This window comes from Enterobacter cloacae complex sp. ECNIH7 (assembly GCF_002208095.1).
GTDB classification, from domain to species: domain Bacteria; phylum Pseudomonadota; class Gammaproteobacteria; order Enterobacterales; family Enterobacteriaceae; genus Enterobacter; species Enterobacter cloacae_M.
Genome location: NZ_CP017990.1, coordinates 139,559 through 159,957 on the forward strand (window position 1 = coordinate 139,559; position 20,399 = coordinate 159,957).

22 protein-coding genes are annotated in these 20,399 nt (G+C 53.5%); 6 read left to right on the forward strand and 16 right to left on the reverse strand.

Annotated features, from left to right (window positions below):
* Positions 1-30: 30 nt before the first annotated feature.
* From slmA to coaBC, 3 genes are all read right to left on the reverse strand, one after another.
* Positions 31-627 (reverse strand): nucleoid occlusion factor SlmA, encoded by a 597-nt coding sequence (slmA, locus tag WM95_RS00690; protein ID WP_008502690.1) that lies wholly within the window; start codon positions 625-627, stop codon positions 31-33.
* Positions 628-747: 120 nt separating this feature from the next.
* Positions 748-1,206, reverse strand: a complete 459-nt coding sequence (gene dut, locus WM95_RS00695) for a dUTP diphosphatase (RefSeq protein ID WP_008502691.1) — start codon at positions 1,204-1,206, stop codon at positions 748-750.
* Entirely contained in the window at positions 1,184-2,395 is a 1,212-nt protein-coding gene (gene coaBC, locus WM95_RS00700) for a bifunctional phosphopantothenoylcysteine decarboxylase/phosphopantothenate--cysteine ligase CoaBC (RefSeq protein ID WP_087823747.1), read from the reverse strand. Before coaBC ends, dut begins: the two co-directional genes overlap by 23 nt.
* Positions 2,396-2,565: 170 nt before the next feature.
* Between coaBC and radC the strand changes: the two genes are divergently transcribed.
* From radC to mutM, 4 genes are all read left to right on the forward strand, one after another.
* Positions 2,566-3,234, forward strand: a complete 669-nt coding sequence (radC, locus tag WM95_RS00705; RefSeq protein ID WP_023309889.1) for a RadC family protein — start codon at positions 2,566-2,568, stop codon at positions 3,232-3,234.
* 218 nt (positions 3,235-3,452) lie between these two features.
* Positions 3,453-3,689 carry a 50S ribosomal protein L28 gene (gene rpmB / locus WM95_RS00710; RefSeq protein WP_002436699.1) on the forward strand — a complete coding sequence of 79 codons (237 nt, stop codon included), beginning with the start codon at positions 3,453-3,455 and terminating at the stop codon, positions 3,687-3,689.
* A gap of 22 nt (positions 3,690-3,711) precedes the next feature.
* The gene (gene rpmG / locus WM95_RS00715) at positions 3,712-3,879 is read left to right on the forward strand and encodes a 50S ribosomal protein L33 (RefSeq protein ID WP_003024094.1); all 168 of its coding nucleotides are present in this window, start codon (positions 3,712-3,714) and stop codon (positions 3,877-3,879) included.
* A 72-nt stretch (positions 3,880-3,951) separates the two neighbouring features.
* Positions 3,952-4,761, forward strand: a complete 810-nt coding sequence (mutM, locus tag WM95_RS00720) for a bifunctional DNA-formamidopyrimidine glycosylase/DNA-(apurinic or apyrimidinic site) lyase (protein ID WP_047743204.1) — start codon at positions 3,952-3,954, stop codon at positions 4,759-4,761.
* A 2-nt stretch (positions 4,762-4,763) separates the two neighbouring features.
* Here the strand turns inward: mutM and coaD are convergent, their stop codons facing one another.
* From coaD to rfaQ, 7 genes are all read right to left on the reverse strand, one after another.
* A complete protein-coding gene (gene coaD / locus WM95_RS00725; RefSeq protein WP_063408583.1) occupies positions 4,764-5,243 on the reverse strand; it encodes a pantetheine-phosphate adenylyltransferase in 480 nt (159 codons plus the stop codon).
* 3 nt (positions 5,244-5,246) lie between these two features.
* Complete coding sequence (locus tag WM95_RS00730) at positions 5,247-6,017, reverse strand: glycosyltransferase family 2 protein (RefSeq protein WP_063408582.1); 771 nt, start codon at positions 6,015-6,017, stop codon at positions 5,247-5,249.
* Positions 6,017-7,291: a lipid IV(A) 3-deoxy-D-manno-octulosonic acid transferase gene (waaA, locus tag WM95_RS00735; protein WP_023309893.1), complete on the reverse strand. Its 1,275-nt coding sequence runs from the start codon at positions 7,289-7,291 to the stop codon at positions 6,017-6,019. Before waaA ends, WM95_RS00730 begins: the two co-directional genes overlap by 1 nt.
* A gap of 66 nt (positions 7,292-7,357) precedes the next feature.
* Positions 7,358-8,347, reverse strand: a complete 990-nt coding sequence (locus WM95_RS00740) for a glycosyltransferase (RefSeq protein ID WP_047743201.1) — start codon at positions 8,345-8,347, stop codon at positions 7,358-7,360.
* Between the two features lie 11 nt (positions 8,348-8,358).
* Positions 8,359-9,459, reverse strand: coding sequence for a glycosyltransferase (locus tag WM95_RS00745; RefSeq protein ID WP_045400325.1), 1,101 nt, complete (start codon positions 9,457-9,459; stop codon positions 8,359-8,361).
* A 2-nt stretch (positions 9,460-9,461) separates the two neighbouring features.
* Positions 9,462-10,589, reverse strand: coding sequence for a glycosyltransferase family 4 protein (locus WM95_RS00750; protein WP_023309896.1), 1,128 nt, complete (start codon positions 10,587-10,589; stop codon positions 9,462-9,464).
* On the reverse strand, positions 10,586-11,656 hold the full coding sequence (rfaQ, locus tag WM95_RS00755; RefSeq protein ID WP_074166100.1) for a putative lipopolysaccharide heptosyltransferase III: 1,071 nt from the start codon (positions 11,654-11,656) through the stop codon (positions 10,586-10,588). Before rfaQ ends, WM95_RS00750 begins: the two co-directional genes overlap by 4 nt.
* A gap of 150 nt (positions 11,657-11,806) precedes the next feature.
* Between rfaQ and WM95_RS00760 the strand changes: the two genes are divergently transcribed.
* Positions 11,807-12,763 carry a polysaccharide deacetylase family protein gene (locus tag WM95_RS00760; RefSeq protein ID WP_088544611.1) on the forward strand — a complete coding sequence of 319 codons (957 nt, stop codon included), beginning with the start codon at positions 11,807-11,809 and terminating at the stop codon, positions 12,761-12,763.
* A 23-nt stretch (positions 12,764-12,786) separates the two neighbouring features.
* Here WM95_RS00760 and WM95_RS00765 read toward each other — a convergent pair whose 3' ends face one another.
* Genes WM95_RS00765 through rfaD form a run of 6 tightly spaced genes read right to left on the reverse strand, consistent with a single transcriptional unit; the run spans position 12,787 to position 18,981 of the window.
* On the reverse strand, positions 12,787-13,998 hold the full coding sequence (locus WM95_RS00765) for an O-antigen ligase family protein (RefSeq protein WP_063408580.1): 1,212 nt from the start codon (positions 13,996-13,998) through the stop codon (positions 12,787-12,789).
* Positions 13,986-14,894 (reverse strand): glycosyltransferase family 2 protein, encoded by a 909-nt coding sequence (locus tag WM95_RS00770; RefSeq protein WP_047173746.1) that lies wholly within the window; start codon positions 14,892-14,894, stop codon positions 13,986-13,988. Before WM95_RS00770 ends, WM95_RS00765 begins: the two co-directional genes overlap by 13 nt.
* A 5-nt stretch (positions 14,895-14,899) precedes the next feature.
* Positions 14,900-16,009: a glycosyltransferase family 9 protein gene (locus WM95_RS00775; protein WP_045354740.1), complete on the reverse strand. Its 1,110-nt coding sequence runs from the start codon at positions 16,007-16,009 to the stop codon at positions 14,900-14,902.
* Positions 16,010-16,012: 3 nt separating this feature from the next.
* Positions 16,013-16,996, reverse strand: coding sequence for a lipopolysaccharide heptosyltransferase RfaC (gene rfaC, locus WM95_RS00780; protein WP_045354742.1), 984 nt, complete (start codon positions 16,994-16,996; stop codon positions 16,013-16,015).
* A 3-nt stretch (positions 16,997-16,999) separates the two neighbouring features.
* Positions 17,000-18,046: an ADP-heptose--LPS heptosyltransferase RfaF gene (gene rfaF, locus WM95_RS00785; RefSeq protein WP_032661897.1), complete on the reverse strand. Its 1,047-nt coding sequence runs from the start codon at positions 18,044-18,046 to the stop codon at positions 17,000-17,002.
* A 2-nt stretch (positions 18,047-18,048) separates the two neighbouring features.
* On the reverse strand, positions 18,049-18,981 hold the full coding sequence (gene rfaD, locus WM95_RS00790) for an ADP-glyceromanno-heptose 6-epimerase (RefSeq protein WP_008502707.1): 933 nt from the start codon (positions 18,979-18,981) through the stop codon (positions 18,049-18,051).
* Between the two features lie 215 nt (positions 18,982-19,196).
* Between rfaD and kbl the strand changes: the two genes are divergently transcribed.
* Positions 19,197-20,393 carry a glycine C-acetyltransferase gene (kbl, locus tag WM95_RS00795; RefSeq protein WP_063408579.1) on the forward strand — a complete coding sequence of 399 codons (1,197 nt, stop codon included), beginning with the start codon at positions 19,197-19,199 and terminating at the stop codon, positions 20,391-20,393.
* Positions 20,394-20,399 lie beyond the last annotated feature (6 nt).

Sequence of the window (20,399 nt, forward strand, 5' to 3'; positions counted from 1 at the left end):
CGGTGGCGTTACGCTTACCGGGCTTACAGATTACTGCAACTGAGCAGCCACTAACGGCCAGCGGGCGTCAAAATCGTCCGTTGGACGGTATTTAAATTCACTACGCACAAAGCGGGAGAGCATCCCTTCACAAAACGCCAGTATCTGGCTCGCCAGCAGAGTCTCATCAATACTGTAACCTTCGCCTTCACGCATTTTCTTCTCGCGCAGAACCTGGCGCAATTGCGCTTCAATACGCTCGAAAAGCTGGTTAATGCGGCCCTGCAGTCTGTCCTGTTCAAACATCAGCGCGTGGCCGGTGAGAATGCGGGTTAAGCCCGGATTGCGTTCACCGAAGCCCAGGATTAACAGCACAATCAGACGCAGACGCGCGGTGGTGTCTTTTTCGTCTTTCAGAATCAGGTTGATGCGCGTAATCAGGCTGTCTTCAATAAACTCGATCAGGCTGTCGAACATCCGGGTCTTGCTCGGGAAATGACGGTACAGCGCCGCCTCAGACACGCCTACAGAGGCGGCCAGTTTAGCGGTGGTGATGCGTTGACTGCCATCGCTGGATTCAAGCATCAGAGCCAGAGATTGAAGTATTTCTTCGCGACGATTCCTTTTCGCAGTTTGTTTTTCTGCCATGTTACAAAATACCCCTGAAAATAAGCACTTGCCAGGCTGGCATCCACACAGCGACCGCAAACGGGCGTTTGCGGTTTGTTATTGCATTATAACGCTGTGAGATACGTGTCTTTCGGGCCGTTATTTGCGCCCGGAATGGCCGAAGCCGCCTTCGCCACGGTCGGTGGCGTCAAAGTCTGCCACCAGGTTAAATTCTGCCTGTACCACCGGTACAAAGACCATCTGGGCGATACGCTCGCCCGGTTCAATGGTGAAGCTGTCCTGACCGCGGTTCCAGACGGAGACCATCAGCTGACCCTGGTAGTCGGAGTCGATCAGGCCCACCAGGTTACCCAGCACAACGCCGTGCTTATGGCCCAGACCAGAACGCGGCAGGATCACCGCTGCCAGAGACGGGTCAGCAATGTGAATTGCCAGGCCAGTTGGAACCAGGGTAGTGGCACCCGGAGCCAGTTCTACGGCGTCATCGAGACAGGCGCGCAGGTCAAGACCGGCAGAACCGGAGGTGGCATAGGTTGGCAGCGGGAATTGCTCGCCAACACGCGGGTCCAGAATCTTAACGTCGATTTTTTTCATCATAACGGGTAACGATCTCGTCCAGTAATTGTTGGCCCAGGAGTTCCTTGCGCTCAAGCGGTAAGACTTTATCTCCATCCTGCCAGAAAAGGTGCAGTGCGTTGCTGTCGCTGTTAAATCCTTGTGTGGCCAGCGATACGTCGTTCGCGCAAATCAAATCGAGGTTTTTGCGGGTACGTTTTTGCCGGGCATATTCTTCCACATTATTCGTTTCTGCGGCAAACCCAACAACGTATGGACGATGGCTTTTTAGTGCGGCGACGCCGGCAACAATGTCCGGGTTTTTCACCATTTTTAGTGTTAATTCATCGCCTTGCTTTTTAATTTTAGCCTCGGCGATCGTCTCGGCACGATAGTCTGCGACGGCCGCACAGCCGATAAAAATCTGCTGGCTTTGCGCATGTGCCTGCACGGCGGCTTCCATCTCCAGCGCGGTAGTCACGTCAATTCGCTTCACAAACGCAGGGGTAGGCAGCGATACCGGGCCGCTCACCAGCGTGACGTTCGCGCCACGCCTTGCGGCGGCGGCGGCAATCGCGAAGCCCATTTTGCCGGAGCTGTGGTTGGTGATGTAGCGCACCGGATCCAGCGGCTCGCGCGTGGGGCCCGCGGTAATCATGATGTTGAGATGTTGCAGATCGTTGACAGGCGAAAAATGGGCAGCGGCCATATCAACAATCGTCAGCGGATCAAGCATGCGACCCGGCCCAACGTCGCCGCAGGCCTGGCTGCCGCTGTCCGGACCCCAGATAAGCAGGCCGCGTGAGGCCAGCGTCTCGAGATTGTGCTGGGTGGCCGCGTTACGGTACATCTGCTGGTTCATGGCAGGAACGACGGCAACTGGAGCTGGCGTGGCCAGACAAATGGTGGAGACCAGATCGTTTGCCATACCGGCCGCCACCCGAGCGATTAAATCAGCCGTGGCGGGGGCGAGGATAACCAGGTCTGCCCATTTACCCAGCTCAATATGGCCCATGGCGGCTTCGGCGGCCGGATCGAGCAGGCTGTCAGATACCGGGTATCCTGAAACGGCCTGCAGGCTCAGAGGAGTGATAAAGGCTTTACCGCCTTCGGTTATCGCGACCCGCACGTCAGCTCCGCGCTCGCGCAGACGACGCACCAGCTCCGGCGCTTTATAAGCAGCAATGCCGCCGCTCACGCCAAGAACGATTTTTTTACCGGCCAGGCTCATCATGATTCTTTCCTGTTGGGTTTCACCAGAGAGCGGGCATTTTATCACAATCCCCAAAGCGGAGTGATTTTGTACTTCGTCCACTTTGCGAGGCGCTACGCAAGAACGCAATGTGGCCGTCGAGCGACGGATTGGCCTGTGGCAGCATGAGGTTAAAAAGGAGAAAGAGCATGGAAGAAGAGGATGAGGAGCTGCTGCCGCGCGAAAAACTGCTGCGCTATGGCGTCACCCTGTTAAAAGACGATGAACTATTGGCGCTCTTTTTACGTACCGGAACGCCCGGAAAAACGGTATTTACGCTGGCAAAAGAGCTGATAGCACATTTCGGTTCACTGTACGGTTTATTGACCGCCGACCTGGCGCAGTTTAAGCACGTTGAGGGAATTGGCGTGGCGAAATATGCCCAGCTGAGGGGCATTGCTGAACTTGCCCGCCGTTTTTACAATGTCCGCATGGAGAAGGAAGATCCGATCCTGACGCCAGAAATGACGCGTGAATTCCTGCAGAGCCAGTTAACCGATATTGAACGCGAGATCTTTATGGTGATCTTTGTCGATAACAGAAATCGGGTGCTGAAACATAGCTGTCTCTTTGCGGGCACGTTGAGCCACGTTGAGGTGCATCCGCGTGAAATTGTGCGGGAAGCGATAAAAGTGAATGCAGCGGGCGTGATCCTCGCGCATAATCACCCCTCTGGCTGTGCAGAACCGAGCAGAGCGGACAAAGAAATCACCGAACGCATTATCAAATGCTGTCAATTCATGGACATTCGTGTGCTGGACCATCTGATAATTGGCCGCGGTGAGTACATTTCTTTCGCAGAACATGGCTGGATTTAGGCTATTTCTCGCGATCCGTCGGGATCTTTGTCTGTTCGGGACTTGAGCACACCGCCGAGTCAGCGTATACTACGCCACCTTTGAGAATCTCGGGTTTGGCATTTGGGCCTGGCAATCGAGAGTTCACTTAGAACTATGCGATGACCGGGCTGTAAAGCCTGACGAGGCGCCGATACCCCATACGAAGCTCGAGCTAATTTGATTTTTGGAGAATAGACATGTCCCGAGTCTGCCAAGTTACTGGCAAGCGTCCGGTGACCGGTAACAACCGTTCCCACGCACTGAACGCGACTAAACGCCGTTTCCTGCCGAACCTGCACTCTCACCGTTTCTGGGTTGAGAGCGAGAAGCGTTTTGTCACCCTGCGCGTATCTGCTAAAGGTATGCGTGTAATCGATAAGAAAGGCATCGATACAGTTCTGTCCGAACTGCGTGCCCGTGGCGAAAAGTACTAAGTACTTAAAGAGGAAATAAATCATGGCTAAAGGTATTCGCGAGAAAATCAAGCTGGTTTCTTCTGCTGGTACAGGTCACTTCTACACCACCACGAAGAACAAACGTACTAAGCCGGAAAAACTGGAACTGAAAAAATTCGATCCAGTTGTACGCCAGCACGTACTGTACAAAGAAGCTAAAATCAAATAATTTTAGTCTCCTTGTATCGAAAAACCCCGCAACTGCGGGGTTTTTTGCATTCTGAATCTCAACGGAGGAACCATGCCTGAATTACCTGAGGTAGAAACCAGCCGTCGCGGCATTGAGCCCCATCTGGTCGGCGCAACGATTCTTCACGCGGTGGTCCGCAATGGACGTCTGCGCTGGCCGGTGTCCGATGAGATCCATACCCTGAGCGATAAACCCGTCCTTAGCGTACAGCGTCGCGCTAAATACCTGCTGCTGGAGCTGCCCGACGGCTGGATTATTATCCACCTGGGAATGTCCGGGAGCCTGCGCATTCTTACCGAAGAACTGCCTGCGGAAAAGCATGACCATGTCGATCTGGTGATGAGCAACGGCAAAGTGCTCCGTTACACCGACCCACGGCGCTTTGGCGCGTGGCTGTGGACGAAGGAGCTGGAAGGGCATAACGTGCTGGCGCATCTGGGCCCGGAGCCGCTCTCAGACGCGTTTAACGCGGAATACCTCAAGGCGAAGTGTGCGAAGAAGAAAAGCCCGATTAAGCCCTGGCTGATGGATAACAAGCTGGTGGTCGGCGTGGGGAATATCTACGCCAGCGAATCGCTGTTTGCGGCCGGGATCCATCCCGATCGGCTGGCCTCTTCGCTGTCGGCGCAGGAGTGCGAGCTGCTGGTCCGGGTGATTAAAGCCGTATTACTTCGCTCGATTGAGCAGGGCGGGACAACGTTGAAGGACTTCCTGCAAAGTGACGGCAAGCCGGGCTATTTTGCCCAGGAGCTGCAGGTGTATGGCCGTAAAGGCGAACCGTGCAGAGTCTGCGGCACGCCCGTTATTGCCACGAAGCACGCCCAGCGCGCCACGTTCTACTGCCGTCAGTGCCAGAAATAGGGTTACTTTAGCTTTTCCATCAGTGCATGGTGGACGTTAGTCGGCAGGAAATGCGTGACGTCGCCGTGATGACGCGCCACCTCTTTTACCAGCGTGGAAGAGATAAACGACCACTCTTTGGAGGGCATCAGGAACACGCTCTCCAGCTCCGGCATCAGGTGGCGGTTCATGTGCGCCAGCTGCATCTCATACTCGAAGTCTGCCACCGCGCGTAAACCACGGATAAGAATGTTTGCCTGCTGAGCGCGGGCGAAGTTAGCCATCAGGTCGCTAAACCCGACTACCTCAACATTCGGCAGGTGCGAAATGGCATCGGTGGCGAGCTGTACCCGCTCGTTGAGGTCAAACATCGGCTTTTTGCTGGGGCTGGCGGCAATGGCCAGGATCACCTTGTCGAACATGCACGCCGCACGGGTGATGATATCAAGATGACCGTTGGTGATAGGATCGAAGGTACCCGGATAAATCGCTTTTGTGCTCATGGCTCACGTTTTCTCTGAGTAGCCGCGGCAGAGCGCCCACAGCTCGGTGTATTTGTTGAAAGTATACTGGGCATTCACTACCGCGAGTAACCAGCCCTGCTTACCGTCCAGGACGCCACCACGCAGCAGCAGCGTTTTCAGAAACGCGCCCAGCGTGTGGGTGAAGATTCCCGTCAGCGAGGCCTTCTTGCCGCGCCGGTGACGCTCCTGCGCCCATGCGGTGGCATAGTTGAGCTGTTTACGCTGAAAGCTTGCGAAATCACGGCAGGTCAGGTGCAGCAAATCGCCCGTAAGGGGAATAACCTGGGCGCTATCGCAGCTCAGGGATTCATGCACCAGATTGTCGTTGTACTGATACCGCTCGCGCTCGTAGAGGCGCATCACGCGGTCAGGGTACCAGCCGCTGTGGCGCATAAAACGGCCAAGGAAGTAGTTGCGGCGGGCAATGCTGTACACGGCGCCAGGCTGGGGCGAGGAAAGCACAGCCTGAATGGCCTGCTGAAGCTCAGGCGTGATGCGTTCGTCGGTGTCGAGCATCAGGACATAATCACCTGTGGCATACCCCTGTGCGCGCTGGCGCTGGATGCCATAGCCTTGCCAGTCAGCGTCGACAAAGACGTTTGCGCCCGCTGCCCGGGCAACATCCACCGTGTTATCCGTACTTCCGGAGTCAAGAATGACTATCTCGTCAGCCCAGGCAACCGACGCCAGGCAATCCGGAAGCAGGTCGGCGGCGTTTTTGGCGATCATCACGACCGACAGACGCGTTGACATCAGTGGCTCCGCTGGGGCAGATAAGGTTGCAGAAGCTGCAGCAGTCGGGTCAGTGCGCCCTGGTTCTGGTGCAGCACTTCGACGGCATGACGCCCGTACCACAGGCGATAATCTTCGTCAGTCAGAAGGGTCGATACCTCTTTAACCACCGAATCCGCATCGGTCACGGTAATTAAACCATCGGCCTGCTGTAATTTCGCGCAGATATCTTTGAAGTTAAACGTGTGCGGCCCCATCAGTACCGGAATGGCGTGGGCTGCCGGCTCCAGCGGGTTATGACCGCCGCGCTCGACCAGGCTGCCACCGACAAACGCGAGGTCAGCGATTCCGTACAGCAACATCAGCTCGCCCATCGTGTCGCCAATCACCACCTGGGTGCTGCCGGAAGGGATTTCACCGCTGCTGCGCAGCGTGAAGCTGAAGCCGCCTTTCTGAACCATTTCACGGGCATCTTTAAAACGCTCCGGATGGCGAGGCACGAGGATCAGCAGTAAATCAGGGAATTTTTCCAGCAGCTTGCGGTGAGCCTGCAGGATGATCTCTTCTTCGCCATCATGGGTACTGGTCGCAATCCAGACCTGACGACGCGGGGCCCACTGGCGACGCAGCGTGATCGCACGGGCGGCGAGTTCAGGGGTAACGGAAATATCGAACTTCAGGCTGCCCGTTACCGCAAGCTGGTTGCGTTTCAGGCCCAGAGAGATAAAGCGCGCCGCGTCCTCTTCGTTCTGCGCGGCAATCAGCGTGATTTTGCCCAGCAGGCGGCGCATAAATTTACCCAGCTTGCCGTAACCTTTCGCCGAGCGCTCTGACAGGCGCGCGTTGGCAATGACCAGCGGGATTTTACGGGCATGCAGAGCGGAAATCATGTTCGGCCACAGTTCGGTTTCCATCACGATCACCAGCTTCGGGCGAACGGTGTTGAGGAAACGATTCATGGCGCAGGGCAGATCGTAAGGCAGATAAACGTGCTGCACGTCTTTGCCGAAAGCGGATAACGCGCGCTCCGAGCCGGTTGGCGTCATCGTCGTGACGGTGATTGGCAGCGAAGGGTAGCGGTGACGCAGGGCGCGAACCAGCGGGATCGCCGCCAGCGTTTCACCGACAGAAACGGAATGCAGCAAAATACCGTCCGGTACGACTTTATTGCGGCAGAAGCCATAGCGTTCAGCCCAGCGTTTACGATACGCAGGCGCTTTCCGGCTACGAAGCAACAGTCTCAGCCACACCAGTGGCTGAATGATGTAGAGCAGAGCGGTATACAACAATTCCAAGCGATTATCCGTTTTTTTAGTTTCGGCGGGCAAATTCTAAGCATTTAGGCCAGGTAAAGCTATCTCTTATGCCAGATACCGTTTCAAACGGAAATAACGTCGACCCAGCCGCCAGCGCAGACGCGGACTTTTTGCACTTTTCCAGATGAGTTTCCAGATGCCTGTTTCGAAGAACTCTTTAATAATCATTGATTTCTTCTTCTCATCCTTCATGTTGTCGAAGGTGTGAATAATGCCCAACCCCTCTTTGGCAATTTGCCAGTGGCAGGCAGGGATCCCTTTCACTTTATCCGGGTAGCGCTGATTGATGGCGTCGAGCATCTGCAGGATTTTCATGTAGTGACGCGCGGAGCGAATTAGCGTGTCGTCATTGTCCGGCATATGGGACACCGATGCAGAGTGAATGTAGTAGTCGTAATAACGTTCACTGGTGTACTGAACCCGCTCTGCCGCAAGCAGCACTTCGGTGGTCCACGGAATATCCTGATGGCGCAGGCCGGGTTCGAAATGGAAACTGTGTTGACGGATAAAGTCGTGGCGATAGATGTTCAGCCAGGTGACGTGAAGGAATTTACGTGAATCCAGCGCCATTTTTAACCACGCAGGGCCAGCCATGACCCCTGTGGAAGCCAGTTTGTCTTCAGGGAAGATCGGGCGTGAGGGTTTTTTGTTGTTCTCCCAGACGTAGTTCCCGTTACAGGTGGCGACATCCAGATCCTGCGTGACGGCCATATCCAGCAGGCGCTGGTACATGCCGGGTTTAAAGACATCATCAATATCCGGGAAAGAGAGATATTGACCCGTCGCAACGGCCAGACCGGTGTTACGCGCGATGGATACGCCCTGGTTTTGCTGTTCTATAACCTGCATCTGCGGTAGTTTTTCTCGCCATTTTTCGACGATCTCCATCGAGCGGTCAGTAGAGCCGTCATTGACAATGATGACTTCCATGCTGTCGATGCGTTGATTGACAAGGCAGGTAAAGAACTGATCCAGGAAAGCTTCACCGTTATAAACGGCAACCACCACGCTTAACAATGGGGCAGAATTTTGCATAAGAAACCTGATTATTTTTGATTGTCGACCAGAGCAATATATTGCTGGCAAATGGCACTGATACCGAACGACGCGATGGTTGCATCGCCAACGACCGGCGGGGCGGTATAAATATCCGCCAGCGTTTTTGCCAGTGACGCGTCATTTAACTCTGCCAGCCCGCGCGCTAAGGCTCCGGTGAGGATTTCAGCAGGGCCTCCGGGGCAATTTGTACTGACCGGTGGCGTCTGGCAGATAATGGCTTCGACCAGCACATTACCAAAACCTTCGCAGTCAGAACTTAACACTAAAAGGCGTGCCCCTTTAATCCAGGGATAGGGATTGGAGTCGAACGGGCGGAAAACCGTTTTGTTTTCAATACCCAGCTCGGCTGCAAGCTGCTTGAGTTTGCGAATTTGAGCGTCAGAGCCATTGCCCATCATGACCAGCGTGGTGTCAATTTTGCTCAGGGCGAACGCACGTAAGAGTCGGTCGTGGCGTTTGTGCTCATGGAAGCGGCCAACATGAATAATGTAATCCTTTCCCTGCATTTCGAAAGGCGCATCCGCCAGACGCTGAATTTCAGGAATATCAAAAGGATTATGGATAACCGCTTTGCGTCGAAGATTGAGCGCCAGCGTCTCGGAAAGATCTTTCAACACGGCGCCTGAGACGGCGACAACGTTGCGGTTTTCGTAGGTATGACGAATTTTAAGATGTTTAAACCAGCGCGAAAGTCCGCTGCGATGGCGAAGATAGGAAAACGAGAACATGCCGTGCACGCAGAACCAGACTTTGTCACGTTCCAGCGCGCGGCAGTGCGCCACAATGCGGTCTGTCTTGTGCAGGTGAGAGAACACCACATCAAATTTGCCGCTGCGCTCAGCTCGCTCAATCGCCTGATCAAGCAGTTGGGCGCGGCGTGGGATCTCCGTCAGCTTTCGCCACGGTTTTTTACATGTGTCCTGAACAACCTGATAATCAATGCCTTCCGGGATGGCGTAGTCGCACACTTTCCGCAGAGAGAATAGAGAGACCTGATGCCCCATTTCTATTAACCCGCGGGAGAGTGTAAGAACCGTTTTTTCGGCTCCTCCACCGGGTAAACCATCAATAATCATTAGGATGCGCATTTTTAATCCAGTAATTTTTGATAAAGCGTAATAAGCTGACTTGATAGTTTTTCGGGAGTGGCGTCTTTTACACGTTCACGTGCCGCTCGTCCCATATTGTTATTTTTTTCCAGTGAAGGGATAGCGGCTACCGCTTCCTTCAATGTACTGATATCAAGTGCGTCACAATAAAATCCGTTCTGGCCTTGTTGAATAAATTCTGCACCACCGCAACTCTCTGAAGTAATGACGGGCAAGCCACAGGCCATCGCTTCAAGAATGACGTTAGGAAAGGGATCATACAGCGTTGGCAACAGTAAACCATCGGATAGCTGATAAAAAGGCAGAGTTTCTTTTTGCATCCCCAGGAAACGGATTTGCCCCTCGCAGCCTAACGAACGGGCGAGGTCGCGGTAACGACGTTCTGCTTTATCTTGCCCAACCACAATCAGCCAGGCAGATGTTCCAGCAATAGCGCGTATGGCGCTGGCTAATCCTTTTCGTTCAAACCCTGAGCCTACAAAACAGAACACAACGGCATCGGCTGGCAAACCAAATTGTTGGCGCAAAATCGCACGCTGTGCCTCCTGGGCCGGAACGAAGCGGCTGGAATCAATAGAATTATAAATCACATGAATTTTCTTTGCGTCAATATCAAAGTCTTCAACGATTTCGCGTTTGATCATCTCCGCATTACAGATTACGGCTTTTAACTCAGGCGCCTGATACATTTCCCGTTCCGCACGCATCACATAGCGGTGATAGCGGTCATACATCAGCATTTGCGCACGCCAGGCCGGTAAAATGCGCGCGCGCTGCAGCAGCCAGCGACGATGCACCCCATCACCCGCGCGATAGATATCACAACCCGGGATGCGCTCATGGCTTTGAACAATATCAAACTGCTGTTGCTGCCACAGCGCGCGCGCGGCCTGTGCAAATCCGCGCTCACGACTGATACGGCCCCATTTTTGAGGGTTGCAAATATGGATATGCCAGTCGTCTTGCTTCTCTCCCTGCCACTCACGCGTGATGACGTTGAGCTCAAGGTTTTGATTGCTCAGCGCGGTGAGAGCGCGCGAAACGAAGCGTTCCGCTCCGCCATCAGGGCGATATTTTTGGCGAACAATGGCCAGACGATGGTGTTTCATGACAGATATCTCCTTGCGGCGGAGACGACAGCATCAACGGGAATGGCGTCGAGATAGCGTTCTTTCGTTTTGGTATCAATGGCATCCGGATCGGGTAGCGGGCCGTAATCGCCGGCCCAGATCACTTCCCCTTTAACCTGCCACGGTGACCAGAACGTCAGTTTTGATGGACCAAACAATGCCACGCAGGGCGTTTGCAGCGCGGCGGCCATATGCATAGGAACGGAGTCAACGCCAATAAAAAGACGCGCATGATCGATGAGTGAGGCCAGCTGGCGCAACGTTAGCTGGCCCGCCAGAGAGACGACCCCCGTCTTCGGCGAGGCGGCGAGAATGCGATCGATCATCGCCAGCTCTTTTTTATCCGGCCCCGCGGTGAGCACAACCGTATGGCCCTCCTGCTGCAGTGTAGAAATGGTTTGCGCCATTTTGTCTTCGCTCCAGCATTTAAAGAACCAGCGGGACGTCGGCTGGATCACGATGTAGCGCTCGCCCACACCCGTCTGCGTCAGTCTTTGACGGGCATGATCCCAGTCTTCTGCGGTGTAGGCCATGGTGACGGCAGGCTGCGGCGCGACAGGTAATGGCCCCAGAATGGAGAGATTCTGCTCGACCGTATGCAGGGATTTGTGGCCGTCGACAGAGACCAGATCGGTGTGACAAAAACGCCAAAAGGCACTATTGCGTTTGTTAAACGCAAATCCGAGGCGAACGGGTGCGCCGGTGAAGCGGGTGACGATCGCGCTACGCCATTGATCGGCCAGGTTAATGACCAGATGATAATGCTGATTTCTTAACGCACACAGTAGCTGCCACTCTTTTTGAAGATGCTTCAGCGTGCCCAGCTGCTTCCATTTACGATCGATTCCATAAATTGTACCGATCGCCGGATGCGCGGCGAGCATATCGCGCGTTTCTTCATACAGCAGGACATCAATCTGCGCCTGCGGCCATTTTTGACGTAATGAATCAATGACGGGAGTGGTCAGCAACATGTCGCCATGATGGCGGAGTTTGATAAGTAAAATGCGCAAATCAGGTGTGTCAGGTAAGTTATTCATCATCATCTTATCGGCGTTGTACTGATGGCAATTCTAATAGACCTGATAGCGACTTGCACTCTTTCTCCATAATCTCAGTAATTTCCCAGGAAGGGTTTACTCACGCTTTGGAGAGTGCGTAACATAGCGCTAACTTTCCTGTCTTGCGGACTCATTATGAACAAACCAGCGTTTATCATCACAATTGATACTGAGGGCGATAATCTCTGGCAAAATCACCGCGTCATTAAAACGGAAAACGCGCGCTATCTGGCGCGGTTCCAGGCGCTTTGTGAGCGTTTCGGCTTTAAGCCCGTGTGGCTGACCAATTACGAGATGGCGATCGAGCCCGTTTTCATCGAATTCGCCAGGGACGCGATCGCCCGCGGTCAGGGCGAGGTGGGAATGCACCTTCACGCATGGAATAGCCCGCCGGAACACGATCTCACGGGAGATGACTGGCGCTGGCAGCCTTATCTGATTGAGTTTTCGGATGAGGTGATGCGCGAGAAAGTGCTGTTTATGACCCGACTGCTGGAAAAGACCTTCCAGACCAAAATGTTAAGCCACCGTGCCGGACGTTGGGCATTTGACAGTCGCTACGCAAAATTGCTCGTTGAACTGGGTTACCAGGTTGATTGCTCCGTGACGCCACGCGTGAACTGGCGCAATGCGAAAGGCGCCCCGCAGGGTAATGGCGGAACGGATTATCAGCATTTCCCTGACCACGCCTATTTCATGGATTTAGACAATATTTCCCGGGCAGGCGATAGTCCATTACTCGAAGTGCCGATGAGCATCCAGTATAAACACCCGGCCTGGTTGAACACGATCAAACAGGGTTACGACAGGCTTCGCGGTAAATACCGCTCCCCCTCTGTGAACTGGCTAAGACCGTCCGGTGGGAATGCGGCGCAAATGATTCAGGTTGCACAGCAATGCCTGTCTCAGGGAAGTGAGTACGTGGAGTTTATGCTTCATTCGTCAGAATTTATGCCGGGCGGAAGCCCCACGTTTAAAGATGAGGCGGCGATCGAAGGGTTGTATCAGGATTTAGAAGCGCTCTTTAGCTGGTTATCCGACAAGACGGTCGGGATGACGTTGGCGGAGTTTTATCAATACAAGAAAAAATAATGCCCGCCAGGCGGGCATTACCATTAACGTTGCCTGGTTTGCGAAAAAGGAGTACTCAGCGCAAATACGGTGACAAAGAAGATTACAGCCTCTGAACTCAATAGTATGACGTCCGTCAGGCCATAGAGTAACAAAAGAAGCATGGTCGTCAGCAGCAGGCCATTTCTGTTTTTAAGTGCGTAAACGATCATTGATATATAGAAAAAGCATAATATCGCAAGCCCGGGGATCCCCTGCAGCGAATATTTTTCAATAAACTCATTATGCAGATGCACCCTGATAAACTCGAGTGCAGCCGCGAGGTGTGGGTGCCCATTTTTCACATATTGCTGTGTCCATACTTCACGGTCTTCAACTGACTGCCCTAAAGGATGGGCAAGACCGTTTTGAATACCAACACTCCACATAGAAAAACGTGCGCCGAGCGAGGTTGCATCATTACCTTTTTGATAACTTTCAACTTCAACTTGTGTTTGTTGGATCTTAGGTAAAATTAATGGCTTGTAGCTAACGATAACAATACCCGCCACAATACTTAAGAAAATCAGCGTTGATTTAAGGTGAATTCTTCTGAAGTGATAAAGCGTGAGTACAATCGCCAGGATCAAATATAATCCCATTGCGGCACGTGTACCCGTAAGAAGAATGACGAAATAAGATATTAAGATGATGAGTCCTGCGGTGATATATAGTTTTATATTTTTCTCTAGATAAAGGCTGTATACAAACGCCAGCGACAGTACAGAGTAAACATAGGCCGACACGGTCGCACGGTTTATGGCCATCTCAATACGTCCCATACCCTGTGATGCCTGCCATAAGCCATAACCAGTGGCAAGTATAAACCCTGCACCAGAGGCGTATAAAAAATATTTCTGGAAGGAAGCTTTATCAATATAAGACTTAAACCGGTCAAGGTAAAAAATGAGAATACTTGCCAGAATCAACTTTTTACTTGCACCGAGATAATCGCTATAAACGTTCAGACCTTCGCTGTGATATTCATACACCAGATACCAGCCAAGATTGAGCAACCCAATTAGTAGAATCGGTAAGGCGATAGAAAAAGGACGCACTGTGATTTTTTTATATTCGCACGCTAAGCCGATAATGCTGGCATAAATCGCAATATAGAAAAACTCTCGCTGCTTACCAGAACTCAGCAGCGCCAGCGCGAGCGAAATAAGGCTCATAATCAGCGTAAGCTGATAAAGTCGCAGTTTTACTTTTTCCATAATGCCTCAATAACCCTTTTTTTGTAGCTGAAACGTACATCTCTTGAGAAGAAGAAAGAGAGAGAATAAAGTGCATTGACCCGCTGTTTGACCAGTTTGAGTTGCAGGTCAGTCAGATGCTGCCGGTGGTTACGGTAGATATCAAACCAGTGACAATTAACAAGATGCTGAAAAGAACGAGGGAATGTTTTTTCCATCTGTAATGTGCATTCAACCAGCGTAGCGATTTTAGTGGCGTCGAGACGGCTCGACAAACTGTCGCTACGTTTGATGTAATAATAGTGTCCCTGACGCTGATAAACGATTTTACTCGATTGCACCAGCATGCCGGGAAATACGGCGAAATCTTCATAGCAAACCATCGAAGGAATCGGGTTATCTACATATAATTTCCGATGAATGAATTGCCCGATGAGGTGTGCCTGAAAATCTTTGTGCTGCAGGAATCGCTTTATTGCCTCATGCTGTGACAAAGCAACAGGAGAGAACCCCTGCCACTCGGCTGTAATTTTTTTTGTGTCGCGAATTTCCAGCAGGCGCGTCAGAAGCATATCAGGGCGCTCTGTTTTGAGAAACGCCACGGCGTCCCTGATGCTGCCTGGTTTCAATCGGTCATCGCTATCCAGCATGGTAATGTATTCGCCTGAGGCCAGCGAGAGGGCACTGCTTCGAACATGACCGACGTTACGGTACTCAACGTATCGGGATTGCGCATTCGGAAGCGTTGGTAGCCACGCCTCAATAATATCCTGTGTAGAGTCATTGGAACTGTCGTTAAAGATAATGATCTCCACATCTTCGCCCGCACCCTCAATCGCGTTTTGCAGGCTTTCTAGCGTTGTGTGAAGCGTCTCTTTGGCGTTATGCGCGGCAATAATGATGCTTAGAAAGGCCATAAAAATTAGTTTCCCTGAGCATCAAAGGAGTATGCGGTTGCGTTAATTGTTGGTAGCTCACAGATGAAATGTTTAAGTTCACGCAGCGATTCGTCTGTTACAGCGAAGAGTTCTTCCCGGCCCTGTGAGAAGTAATATCGTGTTTCAAAAACATATGAGCAAATATTGTCATCATTACCAATTAGCAATACGTTGCCCAGCGGACGCTGTTCATAGTGGCAACAAGGCCCAAACAGTAAGATTACCGGCACGCCGACAGCATCGGCAATGTAGACATTCCCCGAGTCAGACGCGATATAGCAATCCATTTTAGAAATGGCCCACGGCAGCTCTTCAAGCGAGATTTTGCCAATCAGATTAATAAAGTTGGGCAGTTCACCATAAGCGCGGGTGATATCATCCATCCACGATTGTTCATTCGGCGCGCCAAAGACATAAAACTCGCAGGGCAGGTCGACGAGACGATCGGCAATTTGCTTCCAGATGACCGGCGGAACGGTTTTCGCTTTATTCCCGGCGGCTACGCTGATGCCAATGCGGATCACGCCGGGTTTGTCGAGGATTGCCGGATAGGTCGCGGGTTTGAAAAGGGGTTTTGTGGCGTGTTTTGGCGAGTCTTGCCAGGATAAGGCGCGATCGGCCAGCCTGAGATAGTTCGTGACCGAAAGCGTCTTCTTACCGTGTTCAACAGTACCGTCTGCCGTTGCATAGAAAATGCCGTGATACCATCTGCGCGTGTAAGTGCTTAAAAACTGTTTGTTTTTAGCGTTACATACGGAGGCGAAAAAGAGGTTCACGCTGTTGGGTTGCAGGAGATAGACATTGTCATAGCGGTTCATGATCCGGCAGGCAAAGACCAGCTTTCGCCACAGGTTACGCTTATGCTGCTCGATAAAAAAAATCTTGTCGATCGTCTCATCATGCTTCGCCAGCGCACCTACGCTACGGCTGATGAGCACGTCGCTTTTTTGCAGGTACGCCAGAAGGGGCGTTGCATTAACAAAATCGCCGATTTTTGCTGTCTGAATGACCAGATTTTTACCCGTCTCTTTGCGGAACAGCTTCCGGATAAGCTTCACCGGAAAGAGTAAAATCAGCAGAAATACGTAACTCATGCGTTAGATATCCCTGTTGGAAAGCCAACGGCTGCCCTGTAAAAATGAAAAAATAGCATCTGCGCTGATATCCTTCGTTTGCTGGGTCGGGCTGACCATCTGATGCTGGTTTTTGCCGTAACCCCCGATCAATCCAGGATCGGTCGGACCAAAAATCGTAATATTCGGACGATCCAGCGCCGCGGTTAAATGGCTTAAACCTGTATCAACGGAAACAACAGCATTCGCTCCCGCCAGCTGCGCTGCAACCTGTGCCAGCGTGAGTTTTGGCAATACCTCGACGTGTGAAAAGCCGTCTGCCAGACGCTCTGCACGCTGCCGCTCATGTTCGGCACCCCACGGGAGTTTAATATGGATGCCGGTGGGTTGCGTTAGTTCAATCAGGCTTCGCCAGTGCGATTCCGGCCAGTGTTTATCGTCGCGCGTTGTGGCATGCAGGAAGACAAGATAAGGCTGAGCACAGGGATCTGTATTGCGCAAAAAGTGCTGCGCAATGGCGTAGTCGCCCTGGGTTTCCGGTTTCGCGTAGCCCAGGCTTTTTGCAAACAGCTCGCGGGTACGTTCGACGGCATGCTGTTGCTTTGCGATGTGGTGGCGGCGGTTATAGAACAGGCTCGCCAGCGGTTCGCGGGCGGTGTGCCAGTCCATACCGTGCTTTACGCCATGTGCCAGACGCGTCACCAGCGCGGCGCTTTTCACCAGCCCCTGGGCGTCGATGATAGCGTCATAATGCTGTACCTGCACCGCCTCACGGAAGGCCTTGCGTTCGGCTTTAATCGGCGCGGAGAACCACGCTTTGCGCCAGCGGCGAATCGCCACCGGTATCACGCGGTCAACCGCTTCATGCCAGGTGGGGATCTGCGCGAAGCCTTCTTCCACCACCCAGTCAAAACGAATGCCGGGAACGGCCCGCATGGCGTCCGTCAGTGACGGGAGCGTATGCAGCACATCGCCCATCGAAGAAGTTTTAACGATCAGTACCCGCATTCGTTATCCTTCTTCACTCAACAGCAGTTCGTTAAGCTCTTCGAGAACGCGCTCTGGCGTAATGTCGATCAGGCTCTGATGGTAGCCTTCTGCGGCATCGCCCTTGCGAACTTTATGGTAGCCCGTGATCAGGCGGATGACGCGCGCTTTATGAGAAAGCGGGGGCGTGAAGTCCGGGCTACTTGGGCCATACAGCGCCACCAGCGGGCGGTTGAGCGCGGCAGCGACGTGCATCAGGCCCGAATCGTTGCTGACCACAGCCTTACAGGCGGCGATCAGAATAACCGCCTGTTCAAGCTGCGTTTCTCCCGCCAGGTTGCGGCACCAGGCCTGCTGTTCATTACTGAGCGTCGCGAGAATTTCGTTGCCTGCCTCGTGGTCCTTTGCCGAACCGAACAGGACAATCTGGTAGCCTTCGTCAATCAGCTGTTTCGCCAGCTCCGCATAGTGGTAGTGCGGCCAGCGTTTTGCCGGGCCGAACTCGGCGCCGGGGCAGAAGCCAATCATCGGGCGTTCAGACGAAAGGCCAAACGCATTACAGGTCTGGGATTTTTCACCGTCGTTGACCTGAAGCTGTGGCCATAGCAGAGGCTGCGGCAGATCTTTCGCACTGCGCATCACGCCTTTGTCGTAGGCCAGCGCCACATAGCGCTCCACCATCAGCGGCCAGGCCTCTTTATCCAGCACCCGCGCATCGTTCAGCAGGCCGTAGCGCATTTCACCGCGCCAGCCGGTGCGATGTGGAATACCCGCAAAAAAGGGCACCAGGGCGGATTTGAAGGAGTTTGGCAGGACATACGCCCGATCGTAGCGCTTCTCGCGCAGGCTATGGCCGAGTTTACGGCGTTCGCCAATTTCCAGCGCCCCGTGGCCAAGCGGCATCGGGATCGCCTCGTTCACTTCCGGCATACGCGACAACAGCGGACGGCACCACGCGGGTGCCATCACGTCGATTATCGCCTGGGGATAACGCGCCTTGAGCGTGCGATAGAGACTTTGCGACATCATCATGTCGCCCACCCATGACGGGCCGATCACCAGAATCTTCATACTTACGCGTCGCGGTTCAGCCAGGCCATATATTCCGTTACGCCTTCGGCAACGGTCTTGAACGGCTTGTCGTAGCCTGCGGCGCGCAGGTTGGTCAGATCGGCCTGGGTGAACGCCTGATAACGGCCTTTCAGCTTGTCAGGGAACGGAATGTACTCGATGCTGCCTTTTTTGTGATACGCCAGCGTTGCGTCAGCCACTGCCTGGAAGGACTCCGCGCGGCCTGTACCCAGGTTGAAGATGCCGGATACGCCGTTTTCCCAGAACCACAGGTTCACTGCGGCAACGTCGCCCACGTAAACGAAGTCGCGCTTAAAGCCATCGCTGCCTTCGAACAGTTTCGGGCTTTCGCCGTTATTCAGCTGGGTGTTCAGGTGGAACGCCACGCTCGCCATGCTGCCTTTGTGGCCTTCGCGCGGTCCGTAGACGTTGAAGTAGCGGAAGCCGACGATCTGCGAGTTCGCTTCTGGCAGCACCTGACGCACGTACTCGTCGAACAGGAATTTGGAGTAGCCGTAGACGTTCAGCGGCTGCTCATATTCACGGGACTCGATGAAGTCCGAGGTGCGCCCGCCGTAAGTGGCCGCAGAAGAGGCATACAGGAACGGAATTTCACGCTCCAGGCAGTAATGCAGGATCTCTTTGGAGTACTGATAGTTATTGTCCATCATGTACTTGCCGTCCCACTCGGTGGTGGAAGAGCACGCACCTTCGTGGAAGATGGCTTCGATCTCACCGAACTCTTCGCCTGCCATAATCTGGATAAGGAAGTCTTCTTTATCCATGTAGTCAGCGATGTTCAGATCCACCAGGTTGACGAACTTGGTGCCGTCTTTCAGGTTGTCAACCACCAGGATGTCGGTGATGCCTTTGTCATTGAGAGCCTTAACAATATTGCTGCCGATAAAGCCCGCGCCGCCGGTAACGATGATCATAACTGTAACCTTTGAAGTGTGGAGCCCGGGGACAATCCCGGACGCTAATGTCTCTATCATATCATTAGTATGGCTGCCCTTCAGCCATTCACCTTCACAGCGCAGGGGTACGCGTGATTTATGCTGCAAAAACGACAAGAGATGACGTGTCATCTCGTCATGAACTATAGGTTTGGGTAATATGTCCCGAAATTTGCCGAGTCTGGAGAATTGCAATGCGTGGTGATTTTTACAAACAGTTAAACAGCGACCTCGACACCGCACGTGCGGAAGGGTTGTTCAAGGAAGAGCGTATTATCACGTCTGCCCAGCAGGCGGACATCACCGTTGCCGACGGCAGCCATGTGATCAACTTTTGTGCGAACAACTATTTAGGTCTTGCGAATCACCCTGAGCTGATTGCCGCTGCAAAAAACGGCATGGACACCCACGGTTTCGGCATGGCCTCCGTACGCTTTATCTGCGGTACGCAGGACAGCCACAAGCAGCTTGAGCAAAAGCTGGCGAGCTTCCTCGGAATGGAAGACGCGATTCTGTACTCCTCCTGCTTCGACGCCAACGGCGGTCTGTTTGAGACCCTGCTTGGCGCAGAAGATGCAATTATCTCCGACGCCCTGAACCACGCCTCCATCATCGACGGCGTACGCCTGTGCAAAGCGAAGCGTTTCCGCTACGCCAACAACGACATGGTCGAGCTGGAAGCGCGCCTGAAAGAGGCGCGTGAAGCTGGCGCTCGCCACGTGCTGATCGCCACCGACGGCGTGTTCTCCATGGACGGCGTGATCGCCAACCTGAAGGGCGTGTGCGACCTGGCTGATAAATACGACGCGCTGGTGATGGTCGATGACTCTCACGCGGTCGGTTTTGTCGGCGAAAACGGCCGCGGTTCCCACGAATACTGTGACGTGATGGGCCGCGTGGACATCATCACCGGTACGCTGGGCAAAGCGCTCGGCGGCGCGTCCGGCGGCTATACCGCCGCGCGTAAAGAGGTGGTCGAGTGGCTACGCCAGCGCTCCCGCCCGTATCTGTTCTCCAACTCCCTGGCGCCGGCCATTGTTGCTGCCTCCATCAAAGTGCTGGAGATGGTGGAGTCCGGCGCTGAGCTGCGCGACCGCCTGTGGTCCAACGCCCGTCTGTTCCGTGAAAAAATGAGCGCCGCAGGGTTTACCCTGGCCGGTGCTGACCACGCGATCATTCCGGTGATGCTGGGTGATGCGGTCGTCGCGCAGCAATTTGCTCGCGAGCTGCAGAAAGAAGGGATTTACGTCACCGGGTTCTTCTTCCCGGTGGTGCCAAAAGGTCAGGCGCGTATCCGCACCCAGATGTCTGCGGCGCATACGCCTGAACAAATTGAACGTGCGGTAGAAGCCTTTAGCCGCATCGGCAAACAGCTGGGCGTAATTGCCTGAGGACGT